Source organism: Methylorubrum populi (assembly GCA_036946625.1).
In the GTDB taxonomy this organism is placed as follows: domain Bacteria; phylum Pseudomonadota; class Alphaproteobacteria; order Rhizobiales; family Beijerinckiaceae; genus Methylobacterium; species Methylobacterium populi_C.
The window spans coordinates 605,974-631,199 of record JAQIIU010000002.1 but is presented as its reverse complement, the minus strand read 5'-3'; the positions used below and the strand labels follow the sequence as shown (position 1 = coordinate 631,199).

The 25,226-nt window shown below is 70.0% G+C and carries 23 protein-coding genes; 21 read left to right on the top strand and 2 right to left on the bottom strand.

The annotated features are described in order from the left end of the window. Position 1 precedes the first annotated feature (1 nt). The 8 genes from bchY (at position 2) to pufC (ending at position 6,982) form a co-directional block, all read left to right on the top strand. Entirely contained in the window at positions 2-1,531 is a 1,530-nt protein-coding gene (gene bchY, locus PGN25_04745) for a chlorophyllide a reductase subunit Y (GenBank protein ID MEH3116922.1), read from the top strand. Continuing rightward, the gene (gene bchZ, locus PGN25_04740) at positions 1,531-2,997 is read left to right on the top strand and encodes a chlorophyllide a reductase subunit Z (protein ID MEH3116921.1); all 1,467 of its coding nucleotides are present in this window, start codon (positions 1,531-1,533) and stop codon (positions 2,995-2,997) included. Before bchY ends, bchZ begins: the two co-directional genes overlap by 1 nt. 71 nt (positions 2,998-3,068) lie before the next feature. Further along, positions 3,069-3,302, top strand: a complete 234-nt coding sequence (locus PGN25_04735) for a hypothetical protein (protein MEH3116920.1) — start codon at positions 3,069-3,071, stop codon at positions 3,300-3,302. Positions 3,303-3,418: 116 nt separating this feature from the next. Beyond that, on the top strand, positions 3,419-3,649 hold the full coding sequence (gene pufB / locus PGN25_04730; GenBank protein ID MEH3116919.1) for a light-harvesting antenna LH1, beta subunit: 231 nt from the start codon (positions 3,419-3,421) through the stop codon (positions 3,647-3,649). A 12-nt stretch (positions 3,650-3,661) separates the two neighbouring features. Beyond that, entirely contained in the window at positions 3,662-3,850 is a 189-nt protein-coding gene (gene pufA / locus PGN25_04725) for a light-harvesting antenna LH1, alpha subunit (protein MEH3116918.1), read from the top strand. Positions 3,851-3,947: 97 nt separating this feature from the next. Continuing rightward, the gene (pufL, locus tag PGN25_04720) at positions 3,948-4,772 is read left to right on the top strand and encodes a photosynthetic reaction center subunit L (protein ID MEH3116917.1); all 825 of its coding nucleotides are present in this window, start codon (positions 3,948-3,950) and stop codon (positions 4,770-4,772) included. A 123-nt stretch (positions 4,773-4,895) separates the two neighbouring features. After that, the gene (pufM, locus tag PGN25_04715; protein ID MEH3116916.1) at positions 4,896-5,873 is read left to right on the top strand and encodes a photosynthetic reaction center subunit M; all 978 of its coding nucleotides are present in this window, start codon (positions 4,896-4,898) and stop codon (positions 5,871-5,873) included. Beyond that, positions 5,870-6,982, top strand: a complete 1,113-nt coding sequence (gene pufC / locus PGN25_04710) for a photosynthetic reaction center cytochrome PufC (GenBank protein ID MEH3116915.1) — start codon at positions 5,870-5,872, stop codon at positions 6,980-6,982. Before pufM ends, pufC begins: the two co-directional genes overlap by 4 nt. Before the next feature lie 329 nt (positions 6,983-7,311). Here the strand turns inward: pufC and panE are convergent, their stop codons facing one another. Then, positions 7,312-8,250, bottom strand: coding sequence for a 2-dehydropantoate 2-reductase (panE, locus tag PGN25_04705; protein MEH3116914.1), 939 nt, complete (start codon positions 8,248-8,250; stop codon positions 7,312-7,314). Between the two features lie 364 nt (positions 8,251-8,614). Between panE and PGN25_04700 the strand changes: the two genes are divergently transcribed. Then, positions 8,615-9,361 (top strand): hypothetical protein, encoded by a 747-nt coding sequence (locus tag PGN25_04700; GenBank protein MEH3116913.1) that lies wholly within the window; start codon positions 8,615-8,617, stop codon positions 9,359-9,361. A 775-nt stretch (positions 9,362-10,136) separates the two neighbouring features. On the opposite strand, the gene guaB is transcribed toward PGN25_04700, so the two are convergent. Further along, positions 10,137-11,630, bottom strand: coding sequence for an IMP dehydrogenase (guaB, locus tag PGN25_04695; GenBank protein ID MEH3116912.1), 1,494 nt, complete (start codon positions 11,628-11,630; stop codon positions 10,137-10,139). 286 nt (positions 11,631-11,916) lie between these two features. On the opposite strand from guaB, the gene PGN25_04690 reads away from it, so the two are divergent. The 12 genes from PGN25_04690 to PGN25_04635 all read left to right on the top strand — a co-directional run bounded on the left by PGN25_04690 (position 11,917) and on the right by PGN25_04635 (position 24,950). Then, positions 11,917-13,083, top strand: coding sequence for a putative peptidoglycan glycosyltransferase FtsW (locus tag PGN25_04690; protein ID MEH3116911.1), 1,167 nt, complete (start codon positions 11,917-11,919; stop codon positions 13,081-13,083). Beyond that, positions 13,080-14,189, top strand: coding sequence for an undecaprenyldiphospho-muramoylpentapeptide beta-N-acetylglucosaminyltransferase (gene murG, locus PGN25_04685; GenBank protein MEH3116910.1), 1,110 nt, complete (start codon positions 13,080-13,082; stop codon positions 14,187-14,189). The genes PGN25_04690 and murG overlap by 4 nt, the downstream gene beginning before the upstream one ends. A gap of 155 nt (positions 14,190-14,344) precedes the next feature. Beyond that, the gene (gene murC, locus PGN25_04680; GenBank protein MEH3116909.1) at positions 14,345-15,751 is read left to right on the top strand and encodes a UDP-N-acetylmuramate--L-alanine ligase; all 1,407 of its coding nucleotides are present in this window, start codon (positions 14,345-14,347) and stop codon (positions 15,749-15,751) included. Positions 15,752-15,758: 7 nt separating this feature from the next. Then, positions 15,759-16,295, top strand: a complete 537-nt coding sequence (locus PGN25_04675) for an endonuclease domain-containing protein (protein MEH3116908.1) — start codon at positions 15,759-15,761, stop codon at positions 16,293-16,295. After that, the gene (murB, locus tag PGN25_04670; protein MEH3116907.1) at positions 16,292-17,221 is read left to right on the top strand and encodes a UDP-N-acetylmuramate dehydrogenase; all 930 of its coding nucleotides are present in this window, start codon (positions 16,292-16,294) and stop codon (positions 17,219-17,221) included. The genes PGN25_04675 and murB overlap by 4 nt, the downstream gene beginning before the upstream one ends. Before the next feature lie 96 nt (positions 17,222-17,317). Further along, on the top strand, positions 17,318-17,476 hold the full coding sequence (locus tag PGN25_04665; GenBank protein ID MEH3116906.1) for a hypothetical protein: 159 nt from the start codon (positions 17,318-17,320) through the stop codon (positions 17,474-17,476). Between the two features lie 65 nt (positions 17,477-17,541). Continuing rightward, positions 17,542-18,465 carry a D-alanine--D-alanine ligase gene (locus PGN25_04660; protein MEH3116905.1) on the top strand — a complete coding sequence of 308 codons (924 nt, stop codon included), beginning with the start codon at positions 17,542-17,544 and terminating at the stop codon, positions 18,463-18,465. Beyond that, positions 18,432-19,370 (top strand): cell division protein FtsQ/DivIB, encoded by a 939-nt coding sequence (locus PGN25_04655; protein ID MEH3116904.1) that lies wholly within the window; start codon positions 18,432-18,434, stop codon positions 19,368-19,370. Before PGN25_04660 ends, PGN25_04655 begins: the two co-directional genes overlap by 34 nt. Before the next feature lie 62 nt (positions 19,371-19,432). Further along, on the top strand, positions 19,433-20,755 hold the full coding sequence (ftsA, locus tag PGN25_04650; GenBank protein ID MEH3116903.1) for a cell division protein FtsA: 1,323 nt from the start codon (positions 19,433-19,435) through the stop codon (positions 20,753-20,755). Between the two features lie 104 nt (positions 20,756-20,859). Beyond that, complete coding sequence (gene ftsZ, locus PGN25_04645) at positions 20,860-22,617, top strand: cell division protein FtsZ (GenBank protein MEH3116902.1); 1,758 nt, start codon at positions 20,860-20,862, stop codon at positions 22,615-22,617. Between the two features lie 351 nt (positions 22,618-22,968). Beyond that, entirely contained in the window at positions 22,969-23,910 is a 942-nt protein-coding gene (gene lpxC, locus PGN25_04640) for a UDP-3-O-acyl-N-acetylglucosamine deacetylase (GenBank protein ID MEH3116901.1), read from the top strand. Positions 23,911-24,074: 164 nt separating this feature from the next. After that, positions 24,075-24,950 (top strand): outer membrane protein assembly factor BamD, encoded by an 876-nt coding sequence (locus tag PGN25_04635; protein MEH3116900.1) that lies wholly within the window; start codon positions 24,075-24,077, stop codon positions 24,948-24,950. The last annotated feature ends 276 nt before the right edge of the window (positions 24,951-25,226 follow it).

Genomic DNA, 25,226 nt, shown 5'->3' with positions numbered 1-25,226 from the left:
CATGGCGGTCAGCCTCGACATCTCGGACCTGCGTGCCCGCCGCCCGGCTGAGGGCGTCGACCTCGACGCCACGAAGGGCGACGGCCTCGGCTGCCACGCCGGGAAGGACGCCATGCGGGGCGCGGCGGAGGCCGCGGGCATGTCCGAGATGCTGGCGCAACTGCGGAAAGACTACCCGGCCGGCCCGCACGACCAGCCGCAGAGCATGTGTCCGGCCTTCGGCTCCCTGCGGGTCGGCCTGCGGATGCGGCGCACGGCGACGATCCTCTCCGGCTCGGCCTGCTGCGTCTACGGGCTCACCTTCACCTCGCACTTCTACGGCGCGCGCCGCAGCGTCGGCTACGTGCCGTTCAATTCCGAGACCCTGGTCACCGGAAAGCTGTTCGAGGACATCCGCGAGGCGGTCCATGCCTCGGCCAAGCCCGAAGACTGCGACGCCGTCGTCGTGATCAACCTCTGCGTCCCCACCGCCTCCGGCGTGCCGCTGCGGCTGCTGCCGAAGCAGATCGACGGCGTGCGGGTCATCGGCATCGACGTGCCGGGCTTCGGCGTGCCGACCCATGCCGAGGCCAAGGACGTGCTGGCCGGCGCCATGCTGAAGTTCGCGCGGAGCGAGGCCGAGCGCGGCCCGGTCCAGGCGCCCCGCGGCGGGCGCTCGGAGCGTCCGGCCGTCGCCCTGCTCGGCGAGATGTTTCCCGCCGATCCCGTCGTGATCGGCGCGCTGCTCGAACCGCTCGGGCTGAGCGCGGGCCCCGTGGTGCCGACGCGGGAATGGCGCGAACTCTACGGCGCCCTCGACGCCGCGGCGGTGGCGGCGATCCACCCGTTCTACACCGCGAGCGTGCGCGAGTTCGAGGCGGCCGGGCGGGCGGTGGTGGGATCGGCGCCCGTCGGCCACGACGGCACCGCCGATTGGCTCGACGCCATCGGCAACGCCTGCGACGTGCCGCGCGAAAAAATCGCGGCGGCGCAGAATCGGCTCTTGCCGGCGATCCGCGGCGCGCTCGCCGCCGCGCCGGTGCGCGGGCGCATCACGCTCTCGGGCTACGAGGGTTCGGAACTGCTGGTCGCGCGCCTTCTCGTCGAGAGCGGCGCCGAGGTGGCCTATGTCGGCACGGCCTGCCCGCGCACGCCCTGGTCCGAGCCCGACCGGGCGTGGCTGGAGGAGCGCGGCGTCAGCGTCCGCTACCGCGCCTCGCTGGAGGACGACCTCGCCGCGTTCAAGGAATTCCGGCCGGATCTCGCCATCGGCACGACGCCGGTGGTGCAGAAGGCGAAGGAAGCCGGAACACCGGCCTTGTACTTCACCAACCTGATCTCGGCCCGCCCCCTGATGGGCGCGGCGGGTGCCGGCTCGCTGGCACGCGTCGTCAACGCCGCGCTCGCCAACAGGCCGCGCTTCGACGCGATGCGCGCCTTCTTCGAGGGCGTCGGCACCGGGCACGCCGCCGGCATCTGGCAGGAGGTGCCGAAGCTCAAGGCCCCGCCGAAGGCGGAAGCTCCCCAAAAACCGGTCGGGGAGATGGCGTGATGCTGATCCTCGATCACGACCGGGCCGGCGGCTACTGGGGGGCGGTCTACGTCTTCACGGCGATCAAGGGGCTGCAGGTCGTCATCGACGGGCCGGTCGGCTGCGAGAACCTGCCGGTCACCTCGGTCCTGCACTACACCGACGCGCTGCCGCCGCACGAACTGCCGATCGTCGTCACCGGCTTGGGCGAAGAGGAACTCGGCCGCCACGGCACCGAAGGGGCGATGAAGCGGGCGCACGGCACGCTCGATCCCGGCCAGCCCAGCGTGGTGGTGACGGGCTCCATCGCCGAGATGATCGGCGGCGGCGTCACCCCGGAGGGGACCGGCCTTCAACGCTTCCTGCCGCGCACCATCGACGAGGACCAGTGGCAATCCGCCGACCGGGCGATGAGCTGGCTCTGGCAGGAATACGGCGCCCGGCGCTTCGCCAGGAAGGGCATCCCGGCCCGGCCCGAGCGCAAGGCCGGGGAGAAACCGCGGGTCAACATCATCGGCCCGGCCTACGGCAGCTTCAACATGGCCTCGGATCTGGCCGAGATCCGCCGCTTGGTCGAGGGCATCGGCGCCGAGGTCAACCTCACCTTCCCGCTCGGCGCGCATCTCGCCGACGTGCCGAAGCTCGTCGACGCGGATGCCAACATCTGCCTCTACCGCGAGTTCGGCCGCCTGCTCTGCGAGAGCCTGGAACGGCCCTACCTCCAGGCGCCGATCGGCATCCTCTCGACCACCAGGTTCCTGCGCTCGCTGGGCGAGATTCTGGAGCTCGATCCGGAGCCGTTCATCGAACGCGAGCGCCACACCACGATCAAGCCGGTCTGGGACCTGTGGCGCTCGGTGACGCAGGACTTCTTCGGCACCGCGAGCTTCGGCATCGTCGCGACCGAGACCTATGCGCGCGGCGTGCGCCACTTCCTCGAAGACGAGATGGGGCTGCCCTGCCATTTCGCCTTCGGCCGCAGCGCCGGGGCCAAGCCCGACAACGCGGCGGTGCGCGAGGCGATCAGGACCAACCCGCCCCTCGTCCTGTTCGGCTCCTACAACGAGCGCATGTACCTCGCCGAGAGCGGCGGCCGTGCGGCCTACATGCCGGCCTCCTTCCCGGGTGCGATCGTGCGGCGGCACACCGGCACGCCGTTCATGGGCTTCTCCGGCGCGACCTACCTCGTTCAGGAGGTCTGCAACGCGCTGTTCGACACGCTCTTCCACATCCTGCCGCTCGCCCGCGACATGGATGCGGTGGAGGCCACGCCCGCCCGCGCGCATCGCGAACTGCCCTGGGACGAGGCCGCCCGCGCCCGGCTCGACGCGTGGGTCGAGCGGCATCCGGTCCTCACCCGCATCTCCGCCGCCAAGCGCCTGCGCGATGCGGCCGAGCGCGCCGCGCGCCGGGCCGCCGCGGAGCGCGTGGCGCCCGCCCATGTCGAGCGGGCGCAGAGCGAGCTCGCCGTGGGGGCCGCCGCATGAGCACGGGCCTCCTCATCCCCCTTCACCCTCCGGCGCCGCGCGGGGCCGGACAGCCTGCGGAGAGACTTGCCATGGGACTCGTCATGCAACGATCGATGCCCGCCGCGTCGCGCCTGCACAGCGAGGCGATCGAGTTCCGGGTCATCCTGGCCGCGACCTACCCGTTCTTCCTCGCCGCCGCCCTGGTTCAGCGGCTCGTGCCGGGACGGGCCACGCGGCGCGGCCTGCCGCCGGTGCGCCGCTCGGTGTTCGGCGAGGCCAAGGCCATGGCGGTCTCGGCCATCCCCTTCGCCTTCATGGGCTGACACGCATCAAAACTTCCGTGTGGTGACACGGGGGACCCTGCGCCGTGATGTCATCGAGTCACGGCGGCACCCGCCGCGCCTGTCAGCGCGCGGCACAACCAGCGGAGGTTCGTTCGATGGCCAACGGAGTCACTGAAAGACCGAGCAGCCTGTCCGGGCTGACGGAACCCGAAGCCAAGGAATTCCACGCGATCTTCCTGACGAGCTTCATCATCTTCACGGCGATCGCCGTGGTCGCCCACATCCTCGTCTGGCTGTGGCGGCCCTGGTTGCCCGGGCCGAAGGGCTACGCCCTGCTCGACGGCGTGAGCCACGCCGCCGCCGGCCTCGTGTCGATGATCGGCTGAAGGAGGCACGCGATGCACAAGATCTGGCTTCTGTTCGATCCGCGGCGCACCCTCGTCGCGCTCTTCACCTTCCTGTTCGTCCTGGCGCTGCTGATCCACTTCATCCTGCTCAGCACCGACCGGTTCAACTGGCTCGAAGGCCCGAAGGACGCGAAGGCCGCCGCCGCCCACAGCCTCGTCCTTCCGACGATGCCCGGCTGATCTGCCACCGAGGCCGGTCTTCCGACCGGCCTCTGCCGCGGGCGGGCGGCGCACGCCTGCCCCGGCAGTTTTCGTCCTCCTCGCGGGAGCCTTCGCCATGGCGATGCTGAGCTTCGAGCGCAAATACCGGGTCCGCGGCGGCACGCTGCTGGGCGGAGACCTGTTCGATTTCTGGGTCGGACCGTTCTACGTCGGCTTCTTCGGCGTCACGACGATCTTCTTCTCGGTGCTCGGCACCGCGCTGATCCTCTACGGCGCGGCGATCGGGCCGACCTGGAACGTCTGGCAGATCAACATCGCGCCCCCCGACCTGAAATACGGGCTGGCGCTCGCCCCCCTGAAGGAAGGGGGCCTGTGGCAGATCATCACCTTCTGCGCGATCGGGGCGTTCTCGTCCTGGGCGCTGCGCGAGGTCGAGATCTGCCGCAAGCTCGGCATCGGCTACCACGTGCCGTTCGCCTTCGCCGTGGCGATCTTCGCCTACGTCTCGCTGGTGGTGATCCGGCCGTTCCTGATGGGCGCCTGGGGCTACGGCTTCCCCTACGGCATCCTCTCCCACCTCGATTGGGTGTCGAACACCGGCTACCAGTACCTGCACTTCCACTACAATCCGGCGCACATGCTGGCGGTGTCGTTCTTCTTCACGACGACCTTCGCGCTGGCACTGCACGGCTCGCTGATCCTGTCCTCGACCAACCCGGGCAAGGGCGAGACGGTGAAGACGCCCGAGCATGAGGACACCTATTTCCGCGACACGATCGGCTACTCGATCGGAACGCTCGGCATCCACCGGCTCGGCCTGTTCCTGGCCCTCTCGGCGGGCTTCTGGAGCGCGGTCTGCATCATCATCTCCGGTCCGTTCTGGACGCAAGGCTGGCCGGAATGGTGGGGCTGGTGGCTCAACCTGCCGGTGTGGCGATGAAGCGGGACGCCGGCCGGCATTCGCGCCGGGCGGCCTGACGGGCAGGGGCGATCTACGGGCGCGAGGATTTCCGCCGACGGCGCGAATTCCTCGAACGACCGCGGGTCCATGGAGGAAGACGCCGTGGCCTACTACCAGAACATCTTCACGCAGGTGCAGGTGCGCCCGGTCGAGCCGGAGCGCGGGATTCCGATCCCGTCGGATGCGCGCATCGGCAAGCCCTTCAACAGCTACCTGTTCGGGCTGATCGGCAACAGTCAGGTCGGTCCGATCTACGGCGGCTATCTCGGGGCCCTGTCCTTCGCCTGCGGGCTGATCGCCTTCGAGATCATCGGCCTCAACATGTGGGCCAGCGTGAACTGGGATCCGATCCAGTTCGTGCGCCAGCTTCCCTGGCTCGCGCTGGAGCCGCCGCTGCCGAAATACGGCCTCAAGGTGCTGCCGCCCCTGAACGAGGGCGGCTGGTGGCTGATCGCGGGCTTCTTCCTCACCGCCTCGATCCTGCTGTGGTGGGTGCGGATGTACCGCCGCGCCCGGGCGCTCGGCATGGGCACGCACGTGCCCTGGGCCTTCGCTTCCGCGATCTGGCTCTACCTCGTTCTCGGCTTCATCCGCCCGCTGCTGATGGGTTCGTGGAGCGAGGCGGTGCCCTTCGGCATCTTCCCGCATCTCGATTGGACCGCCGCCTTCTCGCTGCGCTACGGCAACCTGTTCTACAACCCGTTCCACATGCTCTCGATCGTCTTCCTGTACGGGTCGACGCTGCTGTTCGCCATGCACGGGGGCACCATCCTCGCCACCAGCCGCTACGGTTCGGAGCGCGAGATCGACCAGATCGTGGATCGCGGCACCGCCACCGAGCGCGCCGCCCTGTTCTGGCGCTGGACCATGGGCTTCAACGCCACGATGGAATCGATCCACCGCTGGGCGTGGTGGTTCGCGGTGCTGACGACGCTGACCGGCGGCATCGGCATCCTGCTCACCGGCACGGTGGTCGACAACTGGTATCTCTGGGCGGTCAAGCACGGCGTCGCACCGGCCTATCCGCAGATCTACGGCCCGATCACCGACCCGCTCGCGGCATCAGGGGGGGCACAATGAAGACGCTGCTCGTCGTCGCGGGCGCGGTCGTCGCCCTGTTCCTCACCATCGCCCAGTTCGGCACGGCGGGCTGGACCCGGCCGCCGATCCTGGCCCAGCAGCACGGCTTCCGCGGCACCGGCATGGACCAGATCCAGACCAGGGCCGGGGCGGCGGCCCTGAAGGCCGCCAACGTTCCGCCGACGCCCGCCGATCCGGTCGAGGCCGGAACCGAGAAGGCCGGCGCGGTCTACGAGAACGTCAAGGTGCTGAAGGATCTCAGCGTCGAGGAATTCAACCGCCTGATGACCTCGATGACGGAGTGGGTGAGCCCGGAGCAGGGCTGCACCTACTGCCACAACACCGAGAACATGGCCGACGACAGCCTCTACCAGAAGCGGGTCGCCCGGCGGATGATCCAGATGGTGCAGCACATCAACACCTCCTGGAAGGAGAAGCATGTCGGCGAGGCGGGCGTGACCTGCTACACCTGCCACCGCGGCCAGCCGGTGCCGACGCATGTCTGGTTCCAGAATCCGGGCCCGACCTACCGGACCGGCTTCATCCCCCGCAACAACGGGCAGAATCTCGCCTCGCCCTCGGTCGGCCTCTCCTCGCTCCCCTACGATACCCTGAGCGCGTTCTTCGCCAAGAAGGACGCCGACGAGAACCTGATCCGCGTGAACGCGACGACGGCCCTGCCCGAGAGCAAGGGGAAATCGATCCAGGCCGCCGAGCGGACCTACGGCCTGATGATCCACATGTCGTCCTCGCTCGGCGTCAACTGCACCTACTGCCACAACACCCGGGCGATCTCGAACTGGTCACAGAGCACGCCGCAGCGCACGCTGGCTTGGCACGCGATCCGGATGGTGCGCGATCTCAACGGCGATTACATCGAGCCGCTGACCCCGACCTTCCCGGCCAACCGCCTCGGTCCCACAGGCGACGCGCCGAAGCTGAACTGCGCCACCTGCCACAACGGCCAGACCAAGCCGCTCGCGGGCGCGCACGTCATCGAGAGCTATCCCGAACTGGCCACGGTCGCCACGGACACGGCAGCGGCGCCCGGAGCTCCGGCAGCGCCGTCCCCGGCTCCCGAGACGCCCGCCGCCTCGCCGCCGCCATAGAAAACGGTGTCCCGGAAGGCGGTCACCGGCTTTCGGGCGAAGACGATGCAAAATCAAGGGGCCCGCGTATCGGGTCCTTGACCGTACCGACGGGAAGCCGCCGAGTCACAAAGCCAGAGGGTGGTGTGGATCGGCGAGGATCCCGGACAGGCTGACGCGGCGCCAGTCCCCGCTCCGCCCCGCGATCCGCAGCACGCTCGCCACCATGCGCCGACCCGGGACACGGGATCGCGCCGATCGGGAGCACTCGCGCATGCCGCCGCGAGCGGCGGACGAACGGCGGCGCGAACGCCAGGATGATCCCGGCGAATCCGGCGGGCAGGGACGGCTCAGGCCGTCGCGCGGGCGCGCCGGTTCTCGTAGGCCTTGAGATGCGTCAGCACCCGCTCGAGCACTGGCGTCTTTACGCCGCGGGTGCGCCCGCGCTCGATCAGGTCGCCGACGATGTGATCGGCCTCGATCCGGGCGCCGCCCTCGATGTCGCGCAGCATCGAGGCGGTCATGGCGGAGCCTTCCGTCGTCAGCATCTTGCGGGCGCCGGCGAACACCTTCTCGCGCGCGCCGTTTCCATTGGCGACGGCGACCGCCTGGCACTCGTCGTGCAGCGCTTCGACGAAGGCTTTGCCGCCCGGGGCCGCGACGATGTCGCCGAGCGCCGCCCGCATCAGCGTGGTCGCTCCCGCCAGGGAAGCGAGGAACACCCATTTCTCCCACATTTCGAGCAGGATCCCGTCGCTGGCGCGAGCCTGGAAGCGCACGCCCTCCATCTGCGCCGCGATCCGTGACACCCGCTCCGAGCGCGCGCCGTCGCGCTCGCCATAGGTGAGGCTGTGCAACTCGGTCATCTGTCGGATCGCGCCGTCACCCGTCAGCGTCGCGACGATGGCGCAGCTTCCGCCGAGCACCCTGTCGGCACCGAAGGCCCGGTCCAGCACGTCGAGATGGCGCATCCCGTTGAGGATCGGCAGCACCGCCGTGTCGGCACCGACCGCGGAGGCGGCATCGGCGACCGCGCCGTCGAGATCGTAGGCCTTGGCCGAGAGGAGCACGAGGTCGAACGGTCCGGCCGCGGCGAGCCGATCGGCGGTCACCGTCTTCGGTGCCGCGATCCACGTATCGCCGACCGGGCTGAGCACGCGGAGGCCCGCCGCCGCCAATTTCTCCGCACGGGCCGGACGCACCAGGAAGGTCACGTCCCGCCCGGCCTCCGCCAGCCGCGCACCGAAGTAACCGCCGGTCGCGCCGGCTCCGACCACCAGGATCCGCATCGTCCTCCCCTTCCTTTTCCGTCTCCACATACCGCGAAGCCTCGCGCCCCGCATCCTGCCGATGCCGGATGGCGGGCTGCCGTATGCCCGATGATGCGATGCGTAACCGGCCGCACTGGAAACCGGTCCCGCCAACGGCTAAGCTTTGCTCGACCAGACGGCCCCTGCATCCCGCATCGGCGATTGCTGGATTTCCTGGATTTCGCCCATGCGCGCGCTGCCTCTTCTCACCGTTCTGGCGGCCGGATGTCTGTCCGGCCCAGTCTCGCAATCGGCTATCTCAGCGGAACGACAGCCATTCGAAGTCGTGAAGGAGTGGGAGGTCGAGCGCACGGTCGGAGATACCAGCGCCAATCCTTGCCTGATGTCGTATTCCTACGAGGACAAGGACGACAACAACGCCGCCAATGCCGTCGTCTTCGCTCTTAAGGGCTCCTCGGTTGCGCTGGTGCTGGTCTATCAGGGCTGGGATTTCGGGAAGGACGAGCCGGTCAAGGTGCCGCTCTTCCTCGACAAGAAGCCGATCAAGGTGAAGACCACCTGGACCGGCGACGGCAAGACGCTGCGCACCCTCCTGCCCGACAGCATCGTGCCGGACCTGCTCGCGGCCAAGACCGTGATCCTGCGCTTCGAGGACAGCGACGCGGACTTCAGGATTCCGAACTTCGCCGCGGGTTACGAGGCCCTGCGGCGCTGCGATGCCGCGCCGGCCAGGACCGTGGCGCCCCAGGCGTCGGCACCGCAGGGGGGGCCTCCGCCCGTCCCGGCACCGTCCGCCCAGCCGTCGCAAGCCCGCATCGCGGCCTACGTGATCGGCCTCTCCGTCCAGCGCGTCCTGAAGGAATGCGACATGCCTTCGACCGGTCGGCAGCGCGCCGCGGTCGATGCGCGAATGGCGGCCCTCCAGCCGGAAATGGCGCCGCTGGAAGCGCAGTTGAAGAGCGAGTTGCAGCGAAGCGGCACACATTGCCCCGGGCCGGAAAGGCAGGGGGATTTCCAAGAGGTGCTGCGCAAGTTCATCGACCTGAGCCCCGAGGAACTGACGACCGCTCTGGAGAAGGGACCCGCCGCGGGGCAGGGCGCCGCCGCTTCGGGCGATCCGAAGCTCTGAAGTTTTGCTTGAATCCTCGCGGCGGCGTCCGCGGTCGAAGCGCGAACGCCGCCGGATCAGTGTCTGCGAATGAACGGCGTGCGAAATGGGGGTGGGGATGACCGGAACGAGCTCCTCCGTCCGCGCCTGAAAAACGCCGTGAGGGATGCGTCCCCGGGCTGGCGAGGTCGACGGGCCCAAGCTATAGCGCCGTATCCGATCTGATGGCATCAGGCCGGCGTCTCTCGGTCTTTGTTTCGACGCGCATTCTCTCCCTGCTGGTCGGCCGGATCTGGCCCTGATACGACATCCGGTTGATGACCTCGGCCTCTCCTGCGTCATCGCGAGGCGAAGCCGTGGCGATCCAGGGCGCGACCTTTCCGGACAGGTCGCGCCCTGGATCGCTTCGCGGTCGCTCGCGATGACGGAGGGGGGCCAAACCCGAAGCGATCAATCGGAAACGGTATGAGAGCCTGTTTGACGGGCCGACGTGTCTTCGTCAGGCCACGGCAAGGCGAGAGGAAAAGCCCTGCTCCCATCCTGAACCCTCATCCTGAGGTGCCGGAGCGCAGCGGAGGCCTCGAAGGGGGCTCCAGGAATCGCGCGGAACCTGGAACACCCTTCGAGGCCGCTCACGCGGCACCTCAGGATGAGGGGCGAGATGGGATCACCGCAGTCGAACAGGCTCTGAGAGCCTTCCGCTTCCGCGTCGTCTTCTTCCCGACAGGCGGAGGTCGCCTTTCGGGAGATGCTCCCGCCTGCGGGGGGCTCCGGATCGGAGGAGCCCCGCGGCGCGTCAGGCGCGGCTCGGGTAGTTCGGGCTCTCGCGGGTGATGGTCACGTCGTGGACGTGGCTCTCGCGCAGGCCCGCATTGGTGATGCGCACGAACTGCGCCCGCTCCTGGAAGTCCGGCACCGTCGCGGCGCCCACGTAGCCCATGGCGGCACGCAGGCCGCCGGCGAGCTGGTGCAGCACCGCCGCGACCGGCCCCTTGTAGGGCACCTGCCCCTCGATGCCCTCCGGCACCAGCTTGTGGGTGTCGTTGACCTCGGCCTGGAAGTAGCGGTCGGCCGAGCCGCGGGCCATGGCGCCCACCGAGCCCATGCCGCGATAGCTCTTGTAGGAGCGGCCCTGGTAGAGGAACACCTCGCCCGGCGCCTCGTCGGTGCCCGCGAGCAGCGAGCCCAGCATCGCCACCGAGGCGCCGGCCGCGATCGCCTTGGCGAGATCGCCGGAGAACTTGATGCCGCCGTCGGCGATCACCGGCACGTCCGCGCCTTGCGCCGCCTCGACCGCCTCCATCAGCGCCGTGAGCTGGGGCACGCCGACGCCCGCGACGATGCGGGTGGTGCAGATCGAGCCCGGGCCGATGCCGACCTTGATCGCGTCGGCGCCGGCATCGATCAGGGCGCGGGCGCCCTCGGCGGTGGCGACGTTGCCGGCGATGATCTGAACCGCGTTGGAGAGCTGCTTCACCCGCGCCACGCTGTCGAGCACCTTGCGGGAATGGCCGTGGGCGGTATCGACCACGACCACGTCGCAGCCCGCATCGATCAGGCGCTCGGCCCGCTCGAAGCCGGAATCGCCCGTGGTGGTCGCCGCCGCCACGCGCAGGCGGCCCTGCTCGTCCTTGACCGCGTTCGGGTAGGCGACCTGCTTCTCGATGTCCTTGACCGTGATCAGGCCGATGCAGCGGTAGTGGTCGTCGACGACGAGCAGCTTCTCGATGCGGAACTGGTGCAGCAGGCGCTTGGCCTCGTCCTGCGTCACGCCCTCGCGCACGGTGATGAGCCGGTCGCGGGTCATCAGCCCGGCCACGGGCTGGCCGGTATCGGTGGCGAAGCGCACGTCGCGGTTCGTCAGGATGCCGACGAGCTTTCCGCGCGAGCCGTTGGGGCCGCGCTCGACCACCGGAATGCCGGAGATCCGGTTCTTCTTCATCACCTCGAAGGCGTCGGCGAGCGTCTCGTCGGGGTGGATGGTGATGGGGTTGAGCACCATGCCCGACTCGTACTTCTTGACGAGGCGGACCTGCTCGGCCTGCTCGGCCGGCTCCAGGTTGCGGTGGATCACGCCGAGCCCGCCGTTCTGCGCCATGGCGATCGCCATCGGCGCCTCGGTGACGGTGTCCATGGCGGAGGCGATGATCGGCAGGTTGAGCCGGATCGTGCGGGTGAGGCGGGTCGCGACATCGACCTCGGTGGGCATCACCGAGGAGGCGGCGGGGCGCAGCAGCACGTCGTCGAAGGTCAGGCCCTCGATGATCGAGTCAGCGCTGATACGGGCCATGGAAACCAACTCCGGAGACAGGGGCAGCAACGGTACGGAACGGACCGGCAGCGGGATCGGGTTGGCAGGGGCCAGTATCACGGGCGCCCGGCGCACGCAAAGGCGCCGCGGGTCTTCGCGGTGCATGGCTGACCGGCAAATCCGCCTCCGCGCAGGCTTCGGCGGCAGGCTTCGGCGGACGGAGCGATGCTCGGAGCAACGCACCGTTAACCCTTACGATCCACGATCCGAGCGGACCGCCCGCGTCCTGGTGCGGGACCGGATCGGCTGGAGACGAGCCCTCGCCATGATGTCGCGCGCCGAACGCAGCCCCCTGGCGGACTGGTGGTGGACCGTCGATCGCGGCCTGCTCGCGGGCCTCGGCTGCCTGATGGTGGCCGGCCTCGTCTTCCTGATGGGCGGCGGCCCGCCGGTGGCCGAGCGCATCGGCCTGCCGACCTTCTACTTCCTGAACCGGCAGGCGATGTACCTCGCCCCGACGATTCTGCTCATCGTCGCCGTGTCGTTCCTGTCGGTGCGCCACATCCGCCGCTTCGCGCTGGTCACGTGGCTGCTCGGCGTGACGCTCTGCGTCCTGGCCGGCAAGTTCGGCCCAGAGATCAAGGGCGCGCACCGCTGGATCCAGTTCGGCTCCTTCGGCCTCCAGCCCTCGGAATTCGTGAAGCCCGCCTTCGTGGTGGTCGCCGCCTGGGCCTTCTCGGAAGGGGCCCAGCGCCGCGACATGCCCGGCGGCCTGCTGGCGATCCTGCTCCTGCCGGTGACGATCGTGCCGCTGATCCTGCAGCCCGATTTCGGCCAGACCATGCTGATCACCATGGTGTGGTGCGCCCTGTTCTTCGTCGCGGGCCTGCACTGGTTCTGGGTGGCGGGCCTCGGCGTCAGCGGCCTCGCCGGGGTGTTCGCCGCCTACACCTTCCTCCACCACGTGCGCGAGCGCATCAACCGCTTCATGGATCGCGATTCGGGCGACAGCTTCCAGGAGTTCTGGTCGCGCGAGTCGTTCAATTCGGGCGGCTGGTTCGGCACCGGTCCCGGCGAGGGCGTGGCCAAGCGCCACCTGCCCGACGCGCATACCGACTTCATCTTCTCGGTGACGGGGGAGGAATTCGGCGTGCTGGTCTGCCTGGGCCTCGTCGCCCTGTTCGCCTACATCGTCATCCGCGGGCTGAAGCTCGCGCGACGCACCGACGACACCTTCACGAGGCTCGCCATCACCGGTCTGACCACGCTCTTCGGCCTCCAGGCCTGCATCAACATGGCGGTGAACACGCAGCTCATGCCGGCCAAGGGCATGACCCTGCCGTTCGTCTCCTACGGCGGCTCCTCGCTGATCTCGCTGGCGCTGGGCATGGGTTTCCTCGTGGCGCTCACCCGCAAGCGCCCGCGCACCACGGCGACCGGCCAGCGCCCGCCCGGCACCATGCCCTCGACCGTTCCGGGGCTGATGCAGTGACCGTCTTCACGCCCCTCGTCCTGGTCTGTGCCGGCGGAACCGGCGGCCACCTGTTCCCCGCCCAGAGCCTCGCCTACGCCCTGAAGGCGCGCGGCATCCGCGTCGCGCTCGCCACCGACGCCCGCGTCGACGCGATCGCCGGCGATTTCCCGGCCGAGGAGATCGTCACCATCGCCTCGGCGACGCCCTCCGGCCGCTCGATGCTGCGCCGGGCCGGCGCCGCGATGACGCTCGGGCGCGGCTTCGGGCAGGCGGCCCGCGCCGTGCGGCGCCTCAACCCGGCGGCGGTGGTCGGCTTCGGCGGCTATCCGACCGTGCCGCCGATGCTGGCCGCGCAGTTGCTGCGCGTGCCGACCGTCCTGCACGAGCAGAACGCGGTGATGGGCCGGGCCAACGGCTTCCTCGCCAGGGGCGCGCGGGTCATCGCCACCGGCTTCGAGGAGGTGCGCGGCGTCCCCGAGAAGGCCACCGCGCGACGCGTCCACACCGGAAACCCGATCCGCCCGGCGGTTCTCGCGGTCGCCGAGACGCCCTATCCGGCGCTCGACGCGGGCTCGCCCCTGCGCCTTCTCGTCTTCGGCGGCAGCCAGGGCGCCCGCGTGATGAGCGAGGTCGTGCCGGCGGCGCTGGAAAAGCTGCCCGCGGATCTGCGCGCCCGGCTCCATCTCGTCCAGCAGGCCCGTCCCGAGGATCTCACGGCGGTGCAGAACCGGTATCTCGCCATGGGGCTCGGCGGGATCGAGGCCGCGCCCTTCTTCAAGGATCTGCCCGGCCGCATGGCCGCCGCCCATCTCGTGGTGGCGCGCTCGGGCGCCTCGACGGTCTCGGAACTCGCCGCCATCGGCCGGCCCGCGATCCTCGTGCCGCTGCCCGGCGCCCTCGATCAGGATCAGGCCGCCAACGCCGCGACGCTGGCGCAGATCGGCGCCGCGCTCTCGATCCCGCAGAGCGCCTTCACCCCCGACCGGCTCGCCGCCGAACTGGTGGACCTGTTCGAGGCGCCGCGAAAATTGACCGAAGCCGCCGCTGCCGCCAGAACCGCCCGCATCCTCGACGCGGCCGACCGCCTCGCCGCGCTCGTCGCCGAGACGGCGGCCGCGACATGACATGACATGTGCGGCAAGCCCGAAGGGCCTGCCGCGTCCGGCGGCCGACCGCCGCCCCGCAGCCGCGGGGGCGGACTTCGACGATTGACGATCGGCGAAGTCCGGAACGAGACGGCCGGGGCTCGTCAGCGCCCCGGACTCGAAAGGTTTTCGACATGAAGCTGCCCGAAAAGCTCGGCCCCATCCACTTCATCGGCATCGGCGGCATCGGCATGTCCGGCATCGCCGAGGTGATGGCCAATCTCGGCTACACCGTGCAGGGCTCGGACGCGAACGACAACGCCAACGTCCGTCGCCTCGCCGAGAACGGCATCCGCACCTTCGTCGGCCACCGGGCCGAGAACGTCGCGAACGCCGCCCTCGTCGTGGTCTCGACCGCGATCCGCCGCGACAACCCGGAACTGGTCGAGGCGCGCGAGCGCCGCCTGCCGGTGGTGCGCCGCGCCGAGATGCTGGCCGAGCTGATGCGCTTCAAGTCCTGCGTCGCGGTGGCCGGCACCCACGGCAAGACCACGACGACCTCGCTCGTCGCCACCCTGCTCGACGCCGGCAACCTCGACCCGACGGTGATCAACGGCGGCATCATCAACGCCTACGGCACCAACGCCCGGATGGGCGCGGGCGACTGGATGGTGGTGGAGGCCGACGAGTCGGACGGCACCTTCCTCAAGCTGCCGGCGGATGTCGCCATCGTCACCAACATCGATCCCGAGCATCTCGACCATTTCGGCTCGTTCGAGGCGATCAAGGACGCCTTCCGGCGCTTCATCGACAACATCCCCTTCTACGGCTTCGCGGTGATGTGCATCGACCACCCGATCGTGCAGGATCTGGTCGGCCATATCGAGGATCGCCGCATCGTCACCTACGGCGAGAACCCGCAGGCCGACGTGCGCCTGATCGACATCGACCTGAAGGGGGGCCAGAGCCGCTTCCGGGTCATGATCCGCGACCGCCGCCCCGGCTTCCGCATGGAGATCGAGGATCTCGTCCTGCCGATGCCCGGCCGTCACAACGCGCTCAACGCCACCGCGGCCCTCGCCGTCGCGCACGAGCTCGGCGTCCCGGCGGACGCGATCCGCAAGGCGCTGGCCGACTTCGGCGGCGTCAAGCGCCGCTTCACCCGCACGGGCGAGTGGAACGGCGCGGCGATCTTCGACGATTACGGCCACCACCCGGTGGAGATCCAAGCGGTGCTGCGCGCGGCCCGCTCCTCCACCGACGGCAACGTCATCGCCGTGGTGCAGCCGCACCGCTACTCGCGCCTGCAATCGCTGTTCGAGGATTTCTGCACCTGCTTCAACGACGCCGACACGGTGATCGTCGCCCCCGTCTACGCGGCGGGCGAGGCGCCCATCGAGGGGATCGACCGGGATTCCCTGATCGCCGGCCTGAAGTCCCGCGGCCACCGCGACGCGGTCGCCCTGGACCGCCCGGAGGATCTGGCCCGCCTCGTCGGGGGGCGGGCGCAGGCCGGCGATTACGTGGTGTGCCTGGGCGCCGGCACCATCACCCAGTGGGCCTACGCCCTGCCGGGGGAACTGGCGGCTTTGAAGGGGTGAGGCGTGCGTGTCCGCAGACGACGAGCGGAAGCACTTTCGAAAACGGCTGCGGCACGGCCAGACGGAGGCGGAACGCCGCCTCTGGTATCGCCTGCGCGACCGGCGTCTGGGTGGGTTCAAGTTCGTGCGCCAGGAGAGCGTTGGCCCCTACGTGGCGGATTTCTGCTGCCGCGAGGCGAGGCTGATCGTCGAACTCGATGGCAGCCAGCATGCGGAGAACGCGTACGATCTGGTTCGGGACGCTTGGCTGACCGAACGTGGCTACCGCGTCTTGCGCTTCTGGAATGCCGAGGTCATGACCAACACCATTGGCGTGCTCAATACGATTCTCGCCGCGCTTCCCCCCTCTCCCCGCACGCGGGGAGAGGGTCGCGACGACCTCGTCGTCGGCGCGACAAGCCCGCAGGGCGATGGTGAGGGGGCTTCTCATGCGGAGCCTTCTCCTGATCCGCCCCCTCACCCTCGGCTGCCGCCTCGCTTTGCCGACGACGAGGTCGGCAAAGCCCTCTCCCCGCGTGCGGGGAGAGGGGGGAAACGGATATGACCGCACATTCCCTCATCGACGACATCCGCGCCGCCGCGCCTCACCTCCGCGGCCGGCTGCTCGAAAACCAGTCGCTCGCCGACCTCACGTGGTTCCGCGTCGGCGGGCCGGCGCAGGTGCTGTTCAGCCCCGCCGACGAGGAGGACCTTGCAAGCTTCCTCGCGGCCCTCGACCCGTCCGTGCCGGTCACCGTGATCGGCCTCGGCTCGAACCTGATCGTGCGCGACGGCGGGATTCCCGGCGTGACGATCCGGCTCGGCGGCAAGGCGTTCGGCTCGGTTGGGATCGACGGCGAGACCATCAGCGCCGGCACCGCCGTGCCGGACATGCGGCTCGCCAAGGCGGCGGCGGAGGCCGCCCTCGACGGGCTCGCCTTCTTCCGCGGCATTCCGGGCTCGGTCGGCGGCGCCCTGCGCATGAATGCCGGGGCCCATGGCGGCGAGACCACCGACGTCCTGACGCAGGCCCGCGGCATCGACCGGAAGGGGAACGTCCGCAGCTTCAGCCACGCCGAGATGGGCTTTCGTTATCGCCACGCCTCGGCGCCGGACGACGTGATCTTCACGGGCGCCACCTTCCGTGGCCACACCGGAGATCGCGAAACGATCGAGGCGGAGATGGAGCGGGTCACCGCGGCCCGCGAGGCGGCGCAGCCGATCCGCGAGCGCACCGGCGGCTCGACCTTCAGGAATCCGGACGGCGGCAAGGCGTGGCAACTCATCGACGCCGCCGGCTGCCGCGGGCTGACCCGGGGGGGCGCCCAGGTCTCGGAGATGCACTGCAACTTCCTGATCAACCGCGGCGGCGCCACCGCCGCGGATATCGAGGGGCTCGGCGAGGAGGTCCGCCGCCGGGTGCGCGAGACCTCCGGCGTCGCGCTGCACTGGGAGATCAAGCGGATCGGCGTCGAGGCGTCGCCCGCCTGACGGATCGAACCCGTCGAGACCGGAGGAAGGATCGCCCATGGCCCCGACCGCCCCCTCAATCCTCGCCGACCATCTCGGCAGGCTCCCGAACCGTCGGTGGTGCTGTTCGACGCGACGTCGCAGGACCGACCCGGCAGCATCACCTTCCGCCGCCCGGACTTCGCGCGCTTCTTCGCCGGGCTGCGGCGGCACGGCATCACCGTCGAGGACGGCGTCGCGATGCGCGGCAGCCGGCTCCTCGGCGAGGACGCCTGATTGATCGTCTCTCGCGCATCACCGGGCGCCCGAGGCGCCGAACCAGCCCTGAAAGGCTCCAGCCGATGTCCAAGCACGTCGCCGTCCTGATGGGCGGCTGGTCCTCCGAGCGGGAGATCTCGCTCCGCTCCGGCCATGCCTGCGCCGGGGCGCTCGAAGGGGAGGGGTATCGCGTCACCCGCGTCGATGTCGGCCCCGACATCGCTTCCGTGCTGACCGATCTGCGGCCCGACGCGGCGCTCAACGCGCTGCACGGGCCGGCGGGCGAGGACGGCACGATCCAGGGCCTCCTGGAGATCCTGAAGATCCCCTACACCCATTCCGGCGTGCTGGCTTCGGCGCTCGCCATGCACAAGGAGCGTGCCAAAACGGTCATGCGCGCGGCCGGCGTGAGCGTTCCGGAGGGCCGGGTCGTTAACCGTCATGATGCGGCGAAGTCACACCCGTTAACCCCTCCCTACGTCGTGAAGCCGATCGCCGAGGGTTCCTCCATGGGGGTCGTCATCGTGCGGGACGGGCGCTCCCATCCGCCCCAGATCCTGGCCTCCGACGAATGGGTCTACGGCGAGGAAGTCCTTGCGGAGACTTACGTTGCGGGCCGCGAGCTGACCTGCGCCGTACTGGGCGACCGGGCGCTCGGGGTGACCGAGATCAAGCCCGTCTCGGGGGAGTGGTACGACTTCGACGCGAAGTACGCGGGCGGGGGGTCGATCCACGTCCTTCCGGCGGATCTTAAACTAAATGTTTACCAGCGTGTCCAAGAGTTGGCGTTAACGGCGCATCAAGCACTGGGATGCCGTGGCGTCAGCCGTGCCGACCTTCGTTACGACGACACGCCGGGTGGAACCGGCGCCCTCGTCGTCCTGGAGGTCAACACGCAGCCAGGGATGACCCAGACGAGCCTTGTGCCGGAGATCGCGGCCCACGCAGGCCTGAGTTTCGGTGAACTCGTCCGATGGATGGTGGAGGACGCTTCTCTCGACCGCTGAACGCCGCCGGTCCCCCCGGCGGCGGCGGGTTCCTCGCGGGCTTGCGGCTCCCGAGGTTCCTGAGGCGGTTCTCGTCGGCGCGCCGCCTCCGGCCGGCGGTGCCGATCGAGGCACGGCTGCCGCGGCTCGCGGGCACGGCTCTGGTCGCCGGGCTCGCCGGCGGCGTCGCGCTCACCGGCTTCGTCGTGAGCGGGCGCTACGACGCCTTCGTCGCCGAGAACGGCCGTCCCCTCGACATCCTGGCCCGGCTCGCCGGCTTCGGGGTCGAGCGGGTCACCATCACCGGCCTGTCGCGGATGTACGAGCGCGAGGTTCTGAGCGCCGCCGGGATCGACTGGCGCTCCTCCGTGCCGTTCCTCGACGTCGATGCGGCGCGCGAGCGCCTGCTCGCCGAGAAGCTGATCGCCGGCGCCTCGGTGCGCAAGCTCTACCCCAACGAGATCGTCATCAGTCAGGTCGAGCGCGAGCCCGCCGCCCTCTGGCAGCAGAACGGCGAGATCCAGGTCATCGCCGCCGACGGCAAGGTCGTCGACGACCTGCGCGACGAGCGCTACGTCAACCTGCCCCTCGTCGTCGGCGCCGGCGCCAACGAGCGGCTCCAGGAATATCTCGGACTGATCGAGGCGGCCGGCCCGCTCGGCTCCCGCATCCGTGCCGGCACCTACGTCTCCGGCCGGCGCTGGACGCTCAAGCTCGACGGCGTCGACATCCGCCTGCCCGAGACCGAGCCCGCCGAGGCGCTCGCCCGTCTCGTCCGGCTGGAGCGGGAGAGCAGGCTTCTGGAAAAGGACATCATCGCGGTCGACCTGCGCATGGCCGACCGCGTCGTGGTGCGCCTGACCGAGGAGGCCGCGGCCGCCCGGGCCGAGAGCCGCAAGAAGACGAAGAAGGGGACGGCGACATGAGCGCGCACCGTCCCGCCGCACTCTCCTCCGTGTCCCGTCGCGTATCCGCCGAGTAGCGTCCGATGCAGACCCATCACGGCCTCACGCCCCGCCTGAAGCCGCTCTCCGCCCGCCGGAGCGCGACGCTGTCGGTGCTCGACATCGGCACCAGCAAGGTCGTCTGCCTCATCGCCGAGCTTCAGCCGGCCGAGGCGCTCTCGACCCTGCGCGGGCGCACCCATCTCGCCCGCATCATCGGCATCGGCCACCAGCGCTCGCTCGGCCTCAAGGGGGGTGCGATCGTCGACCTCGAAGCCGCCGAGGGCGCGATCCGTCAGGCGGTCCACGCCGCCGAGCGGATGGCCAGGGCCGAGGTCCAGTCGGTCATCGTCAACATCTCGGGCGGGCGCATCGCCTCGCAGCATTTCGAGGCGCGGGTGAACGTCCGCTCCGGCACCGTCACCGGCTCCGACGTCGAGCGGGTGCTGGAGACCGCGAGCGCCCACGGCGTCAGCCCCGGCCGGGCGGTGCTGCATGCCCTGCCGACCGGCTACGCGCTCGACGGCCAGGGCGCGGTGATCGATCCTTCGGGCATGATCGGCAGCGCGCTCGGCGTCGACCTGCACGTCGTCACCGCGGAAGCGGCCGCCGCCCGCAACCTGATGCTGGCGGTGGAGCATTGCCATCTCGGCGTCGACGCGGTGATCGCCACGCCCTACGCCGCCGGCCTCTCGGCGCTGGTGGACGACGAGGCGGAACTCGGATGCGCCGTGGTCGACATGGGCGGCGGCACCACCAGCGTCGGCGTGTTCATGGGCGGCCATCTCGTCCATTGCGACGCGGTCGCGGTCGGCGGCCACCACGTCACCATGGACATCGCCCGCGGCCTCTCCACCCGGGTCTCCGTCGCCGAGCGGCTGAAGACCCTCTACGGATCGGCCATCGCCACGGCCTCCGACGAGCGGGACATGATCGCCGTGCACGGTGTCGGCGAGGACGAGGGCGAGGCGCCGGGCCACGTGCCGCGCTCGCAGCTCGTGCGCATCGTCAAGCCGCGGGTCGAGGAGGTGCTCGAACTGGTGCGCGACCGCCTGCACAACGCCGGGTTCGGCGCCCAGGCCGGGCGGCGGGTGGTGCTCACGGGCGGCGCCAGCCAGCTCGTCGGCCTGCCGGAGACGGCCCGCCGCATCCTCCAGGGACAGGTCCGGATCGGGCGCCCGCTCGGCATCCGCGGCCTTCCGGAGGCCGCCAAGGGGCCGGCCTTCTCGGCCGCGGTCGGCCTGCTGGTCTACCCGCAGGTGGCGCATGCGGAGCATTTCGAGCCGCGGGGACAGGGCGTCTTCGCCGGCACGGGAACGGACGGATACTTCTCGCGGGTCGGTCGCTGGATCCGGGAAAGTTTCTGATCAACGATCCCGCGCCGGAGCGAGGCCAGCGCGGGGCAAGCAAGACAGGGCAGGCGTCGCGAGGCGTCGATCAGGCAATCGAAAGTCACGAAGGGTTCGACCACATGGCCATCTCTCTTCAGGCTCCGGACATCCGGGAACTCAAGCCCCGCATCACCGTCTTCGGCGTCGGCGGCGCGGGCGGCAACGCCGTCAACAACATGATCGAGTCGGGGCTGCTCGGCTGCGAGTTCGTCGTGGCCAACACCGACGCCCAGGCGCTCACCTCCTCGAAGGCCGAGCGGGTGATCCAGATGGGCATCGGCGTGACGCAGGGTCTCGGCGCCGGCTCGCACCCCGAGGTCGGCTCGGCCGCGGCCGAGGAGGTGATCGACGAGATCCGCGACCAGCTCTCGGGCGCCCACATGGCCTTCATCACCGCCGGCATGGGCGGCGGCACCGGCACCGGCGCGGCCCCGGTCATCGCCCGCGCGGCGCGCGACATGGGCATCCTCACGGTCGGCGTCGTGACGAAGCCGTTCCAGTTCGAGGGCATGCGCCGGATGCGCACGGCCGAGACCGGCATCCAGGAGCTTCAGGCGGCGGTCGACACCCTGATCGTCATCCCGAACCAGAATCTCTTCCGCGTTGCGAACGAAAAGACCACCTTCGCCGACGCCTTCGCGATGGCCGACCAAGTGCTCTACTCGGGCGTGGCCTGCATCACCGACCTGATGGTCAAGGAAGGTCTCATCAACCTCGACTTCGCCGACGTGCGCGCGATCATGCGCGGCATGGGCAAGGCGATGATGGGCACCGGCGAGGCGTCGGGCGAGAACCGCGCCAACCGCGCGGCGGAAGCGGCCATCGCCAACCCGCTCCTCGACGACGTGTCGATGAAGGGCGCCCGCGGTCTGCTGATCTCGATCACCGGCGGCTCGGATCTCACCCTCTACGAGCTCGACGAAGCCGCGACGCGGATTCGTGAAGAGGTCGATCAGGACGCCAACATCATCCTGGGCGCCACCTTCGACGAGAGCCTCGACGGCATCATCCGCGTCTCCGTGGTCGCCACCGGCATCGAGCCGGCGCTGATCTCGGCCGATTCCCCGAACAACCCGGAGATCGCCCAGACCGAGCAGCGCATCGCCGAGGTCGCCGAGCGCCTGCGCTCCGAGGCCCGGGCCCGCGCTTCCGCCGCGCTCAGCCCCGCCGCGACGCATCAGCCGGTCAGCCAGCCCCTGCACCAGCCGGCCCCCCGCGCCGCCGCTCCCGAGCCGCTGCTCGCCCCGAACGCGGCGCCGCGGGCCGTGCTGTCCGAGCCGCTCGCCCCGGAGCCGATGCGCGCCGAGCCCGCCCCGGCCATGCACCACCACGACGTGGTGCTGACCCAGGCGCCCGCCCGCGCCGCGGCTCCGGCCTACGAGCCGCCGGCCCCGGCCCACGAGCCGGCCCCGGTCGCGAACGGCCCCTACGTGCCGCCGCGCCCGCAGCTCGCCCGCCCGCCGCGCATGCCGCAGATCTCGGACCTGCCGCCCCACACCCAGGCGCAGATCCTCAGGAGCCGCGGCGAGGAAGCCCCCTCGGAGCCGAGCCAGGACTCCAAGCGCATGACCCTGCTGCGCCGGCTCGCCACCGTCGGCTTCGGCGGTCGCCGCGAGGAGGCCGAGGCGGCCGCCCCGCCGCCGGCCCCCCGGGCCGCCGCGCCGACGCCGGCCGCCGCACCCCGCGTCGAGCCGGCCCTGCGGGCTCCGGCGCCCCAGGTGCCGCAGTACCGCCCGGCGCAAGGCAACCTCGACGCGCAGGGACGCGCCCTGCCGCCGCGGATGATGGAAGACGACCAGCTCGAAATCCCCGCCTTCCTCCGCCGTCAGGCCAACTGAGCAGCGGACCGGCTGTGGATCGATGGGGGCGAACCGGCCTCCATCGCCCCGCACTGCGTGATTTCGGCCACAGACCCGGGACCGTGAGGTCCCGGGTTTCGTTGCTTGTTAAGACATTGAGCAAAAAATGCTTTTCAAAGATCGTGGCGAAACCGTGGCTGTAACAGATCGTAAGAATCCGTGATTTGGCCCCCCGTTTTGCCGCAGCTATACACACTGCCGGAACGACAGAAGGCGCGGATGGCCCTCAGGCCGGCAGCGCTCGCAGAGGCTTCGAGCAGCGGACGGACTTTCCACACCGCGCCCCGATCCGGGGCTTGCGCGGGAAGGATCCTGGCCGAGGGCTAAGGTATGCGGACGAACCAACAGACAACGCTCAAAACGTCCGTGACCCTCACCGGTCTCGGAGTCCACTCCGGAAACCCGGCGGAGATCACGCTCCACCCCGCCAAAGCCAACCACGGCATCGCCTTCCTCCGAACGGGCACCGCCACCGGCAACGACCGGCTCATCAAGGCCCACGTCGCCTGCGTCTCCGCCACCGAACTCTGCACCGTCATCGGTGATGCCGAGACCGGCGCCGTCGCCACCATCGAGCACCTGATGTCGGCCCTCTACGGGCTGGGTGTCGACAACGCGCTGGTCGAGATCGACGGCCCCGAGATGCCGATCCTCGACGGCAGCGCACGCCCCTTCGTCGAAGCCGTCGACGGCGTCGGGATCGTCCCCTGCGGCGCGGCGCGGCGCTGGATCAAGGTTCTCCAGCCGGTCCGCATCGAGGCCGGCCGCGCCTTCGCCGAACTCCGCCCGATCGACCGCGGCTTCCGCCTCGACGTGGAGATCGACTTCGAATCCCCGGTGATCGGCCGCTCGCGCAAGGCCATGGACCTGACCCCGGCCGCCTACCGCCGCGAGATCGCTCCCGCCCGCACCTTCGGCATGATGAAGGACGTGGAGCGCTACTGGAAGGCGGGCTTCGCGCTGGGCGCCTCCCTCGACAACACGGTCGCCGTCGGCGAGACGGCGATCGTCAACCCGGAAGGCCTGCGCTTCGCGGACGAGTTCGTCCGCCACAAGTTCCTCGACGCGGTCGGCGATCTCGCGCTGGCCGGCCTGCCGATCCAGGGCGCCTACCGCTCCTATTGCGGCGGCCACCGCATGAATGTCGGCATCCTCGAAGCCCTGTTCGCCGACCGCGCGAACTACGCCATCGTCGAGGGCCAGGGCACCCGCCGCGAGTCCGCCCGCGCCGAGTTCGGCCTCGGCCTCGCCGCCTTCGCCGCCGAACTGTAACCGGCGCGCCACATCCGCGGGCGATCCGCACGGCGGACGGATGACGTTAACGGTTCCGTGCGCGCTGCCGTTTTCACGCCCGAATCGACCGCCACCCGTGAAAGCCTGCGCGTAGGTCGCGCGTCGCACGCAAGGCGGCGGGGCCTGACAGGGATTTGACCGCGATGCCTCTGACCTTCCCGACCCGTGGCGCGATGGCGGCCGTGCTCCTCAGCCTCGGCGTCGGGCTCGGCGGCTGCGATGCCCTCGACCCGACCAACCTCTTCGCCGAGAAGTACAAGCCGGAAGCGATCCCCGACACGCCGGCGGACAAGCTCTACAGCGAGGGCTTGGCGAAGATGGAGGACAAGGACTACGAGAACGCCGCCAAGAGCTTCGACAAGCTCGAAAAGCAGTACACCTATTCCGACTGGTCGCGGAAAGGCCTGCTGATGACGGCCTACGCGAACTACGAGGGCCAGAAGTACGACGACGCGATCACCGCCTCGAAGCGCTACCTCCAGCGCCACCCGGCGAGCAAGGATGCAGCCTACGCCCAGTACCTGATGGCGATGTCGCAGTACAAGCAGATCCCGGACGTGACCCGCGATCAGGAGCGCTCCGAGCGTGCCCTCGTCGCCCTTCAGGAACTCGTCCAGAAGTACCCGACCTCGGAATACGCCGCCGACGCCAAGGCCAAGATCCAGATCACCCGCGACCAGCTCGCCGGCAAGGAGATGGAGGTCGGCCGCTTCTACCTGGAGAAGCGCGCCTTCCCGGCGGCGATCAACCGCTTCCGCGACGTGGTCAGCAAGTACCAGACGACCCGTCACGCCGAGGAGGCCCTGGAGCGTCTGGTCGAGGCCTACATGGCGCTCGGCCTCACCTCCGAGGCGCAGACCGCGGCGGCCGTGCTCGGCCACAACTTCCCCGACAGCCCCTGGTACAAGGACGCCTACGCGCTCCTGCAGACCGGCGGCCTCGAGCCGCGCGAGGAGAAGTCCTCGTGGCTCAGCAAGATCTACCGCGGCGTGATCGGACGGACCGCCGCCGCGGAGTGACGGCGCTGGAGCATCGTCCCGAAAGGTGGCCTCCGGCTTGTCTGAAAAGACGATGCGCTCGGCCCGATCCTACGGCGGGCCGCCTCACCCTTCGCCTCTGTCGAGACGACATCCGCTTGATCGCTTCGGTCCCTCCATCCGTCATTGCGAGGCTCGGCGCAAGCAATCCAGTGCGTGCCCTTTCCGGAAAAGTCGCGCCGCTGGATCGCTTCGCCGACGCTCGCGATGACGGAGTGCGGCAAGACCCGAGGCGATCGACCGGAAACCGTACGAGTT

What these genes read in the sequence shown, in the direction of transcription:
- bchY (MEH3116922.1), top strand. Translation starts at nt 2, where the DNA reads ATGGCGGTCAGCCTCGACATCTCGGACCTGCGTGCCCGCCGCCCGGCT.
- bchZ (MEH3116921.1), top strand. Translation starts at nt 1,531, where the DNA reads ATGCTGATCCTCGATCACGACCGGGCCGGCGGCTACTGGGGGGCGGTC.
- PGN25_04735 (MEH3116920.1), top strand. Translation starts at nt 3,069, where the DNA reads ATGGGACTCGTCATGCAACGATCGATGCCCGCCGCGTCGCGCCTGCAC.
- pufB (MEH3116919.1), top strand. Translation starts at nt 3,419, where the DNA reads ATGGCCAACGGAGTCACTGAAAGACCGAGCAGCCTGTCCGGGCTGACG.
- pufA (MEH3116918.1), top strand. Translation starts at nt 3,662, where the DNA reads ATGCACAAGATCTGGCTTCTGTTCGATCCGCGGCGCACCCTCGTCGCG.
- pufL (MEH3116917.1), top strand. Translation starts at nt 3,948, where the DNA reads ATGGCGATGCTGAGCTTCGAGCGCAAATACCGGGTCCGCGGCGGCACG.
- pufC (MEH3116915.1), top strand. Translation starts at nt 5,870, where the DNA reads ATGAAGACGCTGCTCGTCGTCGCGGGCGCGGTCGTCGCCCTGTTCCTC.
- panE (MEH3116914.1), bottom strand. Translation starts at nt 8,250, where the DNA reads ATGCGGATCCTGGTGGTCGGAGCCGGCGCGACCGGCGGTTACTTCGGT.
- PGN25_04700 (MEH3116913.1), top strand. Translation starts at nt 8,615, where the DNA reads ATGTCGTATTCCTACGAGGACAAGGACGACAACAACGCCGCCAATGCC.
- guaB (MEH3116912.1), bottom strand. Translation starts at nt 11,630, where the DNA reads ATGGCCCGTATCAGCGCTGACTCGATCATCGAGGGCCTGACCTTCGAC.
- PGN25_04690 (MEH3116911.1), top strand. Translation starts at nt 11,917, where the DNA reads ATGATGTCGCGCGCCGAACGCAGCCCCCTGGCGGACTGGTGGTGGACC.
- murC (MEH3116909.1), top strand. Translation starts at nt 14,345, where the DNA reads ATGAAGCTGCCCGAAAAGCTCGGCCCCATCCACTTCATCGGCATCGGC.
- murB (MEH3116907.1), top strand. Translation starts at nt 16,292, where the DNA reads ATGACCGCACATTCCCTCATCGACGACATCCGCGCCGCCGCGCCTCAC.
- PGN25_04660 (MEH3116905.1), top strand. Translation starts at nt 17,542, where the DNA reads ATGTCCAAGCACGTCGCCGTCCTGATGGGCGGCTGGTCCTCCGAGCGG.
- PGN25_04655 (MEH3116904.1), top strand. Translation starts at nt 18,432, where the DNA reads ATGGATGGTGGAGGACGCTTCTCTCGACCGCTGAACGCCGCCGGTCCC.
- ftsA (MEH3116903.1), top strand. Translation starts at nt 19,433, where the DNA reads ATGCAGACCCATCACGGCCTCACGCCCCGCCTGAAGCCGCTCTCCGCC.
- ftsZ (MEH3116902.1), top strand. Translation starts at nt 20,860, where the DNA reads ATGGCCATCTCTCTTCAGGCTCCGGACATCCGGGAACTCAAGCCCCGC.
- lpxC (MEH3116901.1), top strand. Translation starts at nt 22,969, where the DNA reads ATGCGGACGAACCAACAGACAACGCTCAAAACGTCCGTGACCCTCACC.
- PGN25_04635 (MEH3116900.1), top strand. Translation starts at nt 24,075, where the DNA reads ATGCCTCTGACCTTCCCGACCCGTGGCGCGATGGCGGCCGTGCTCCTC.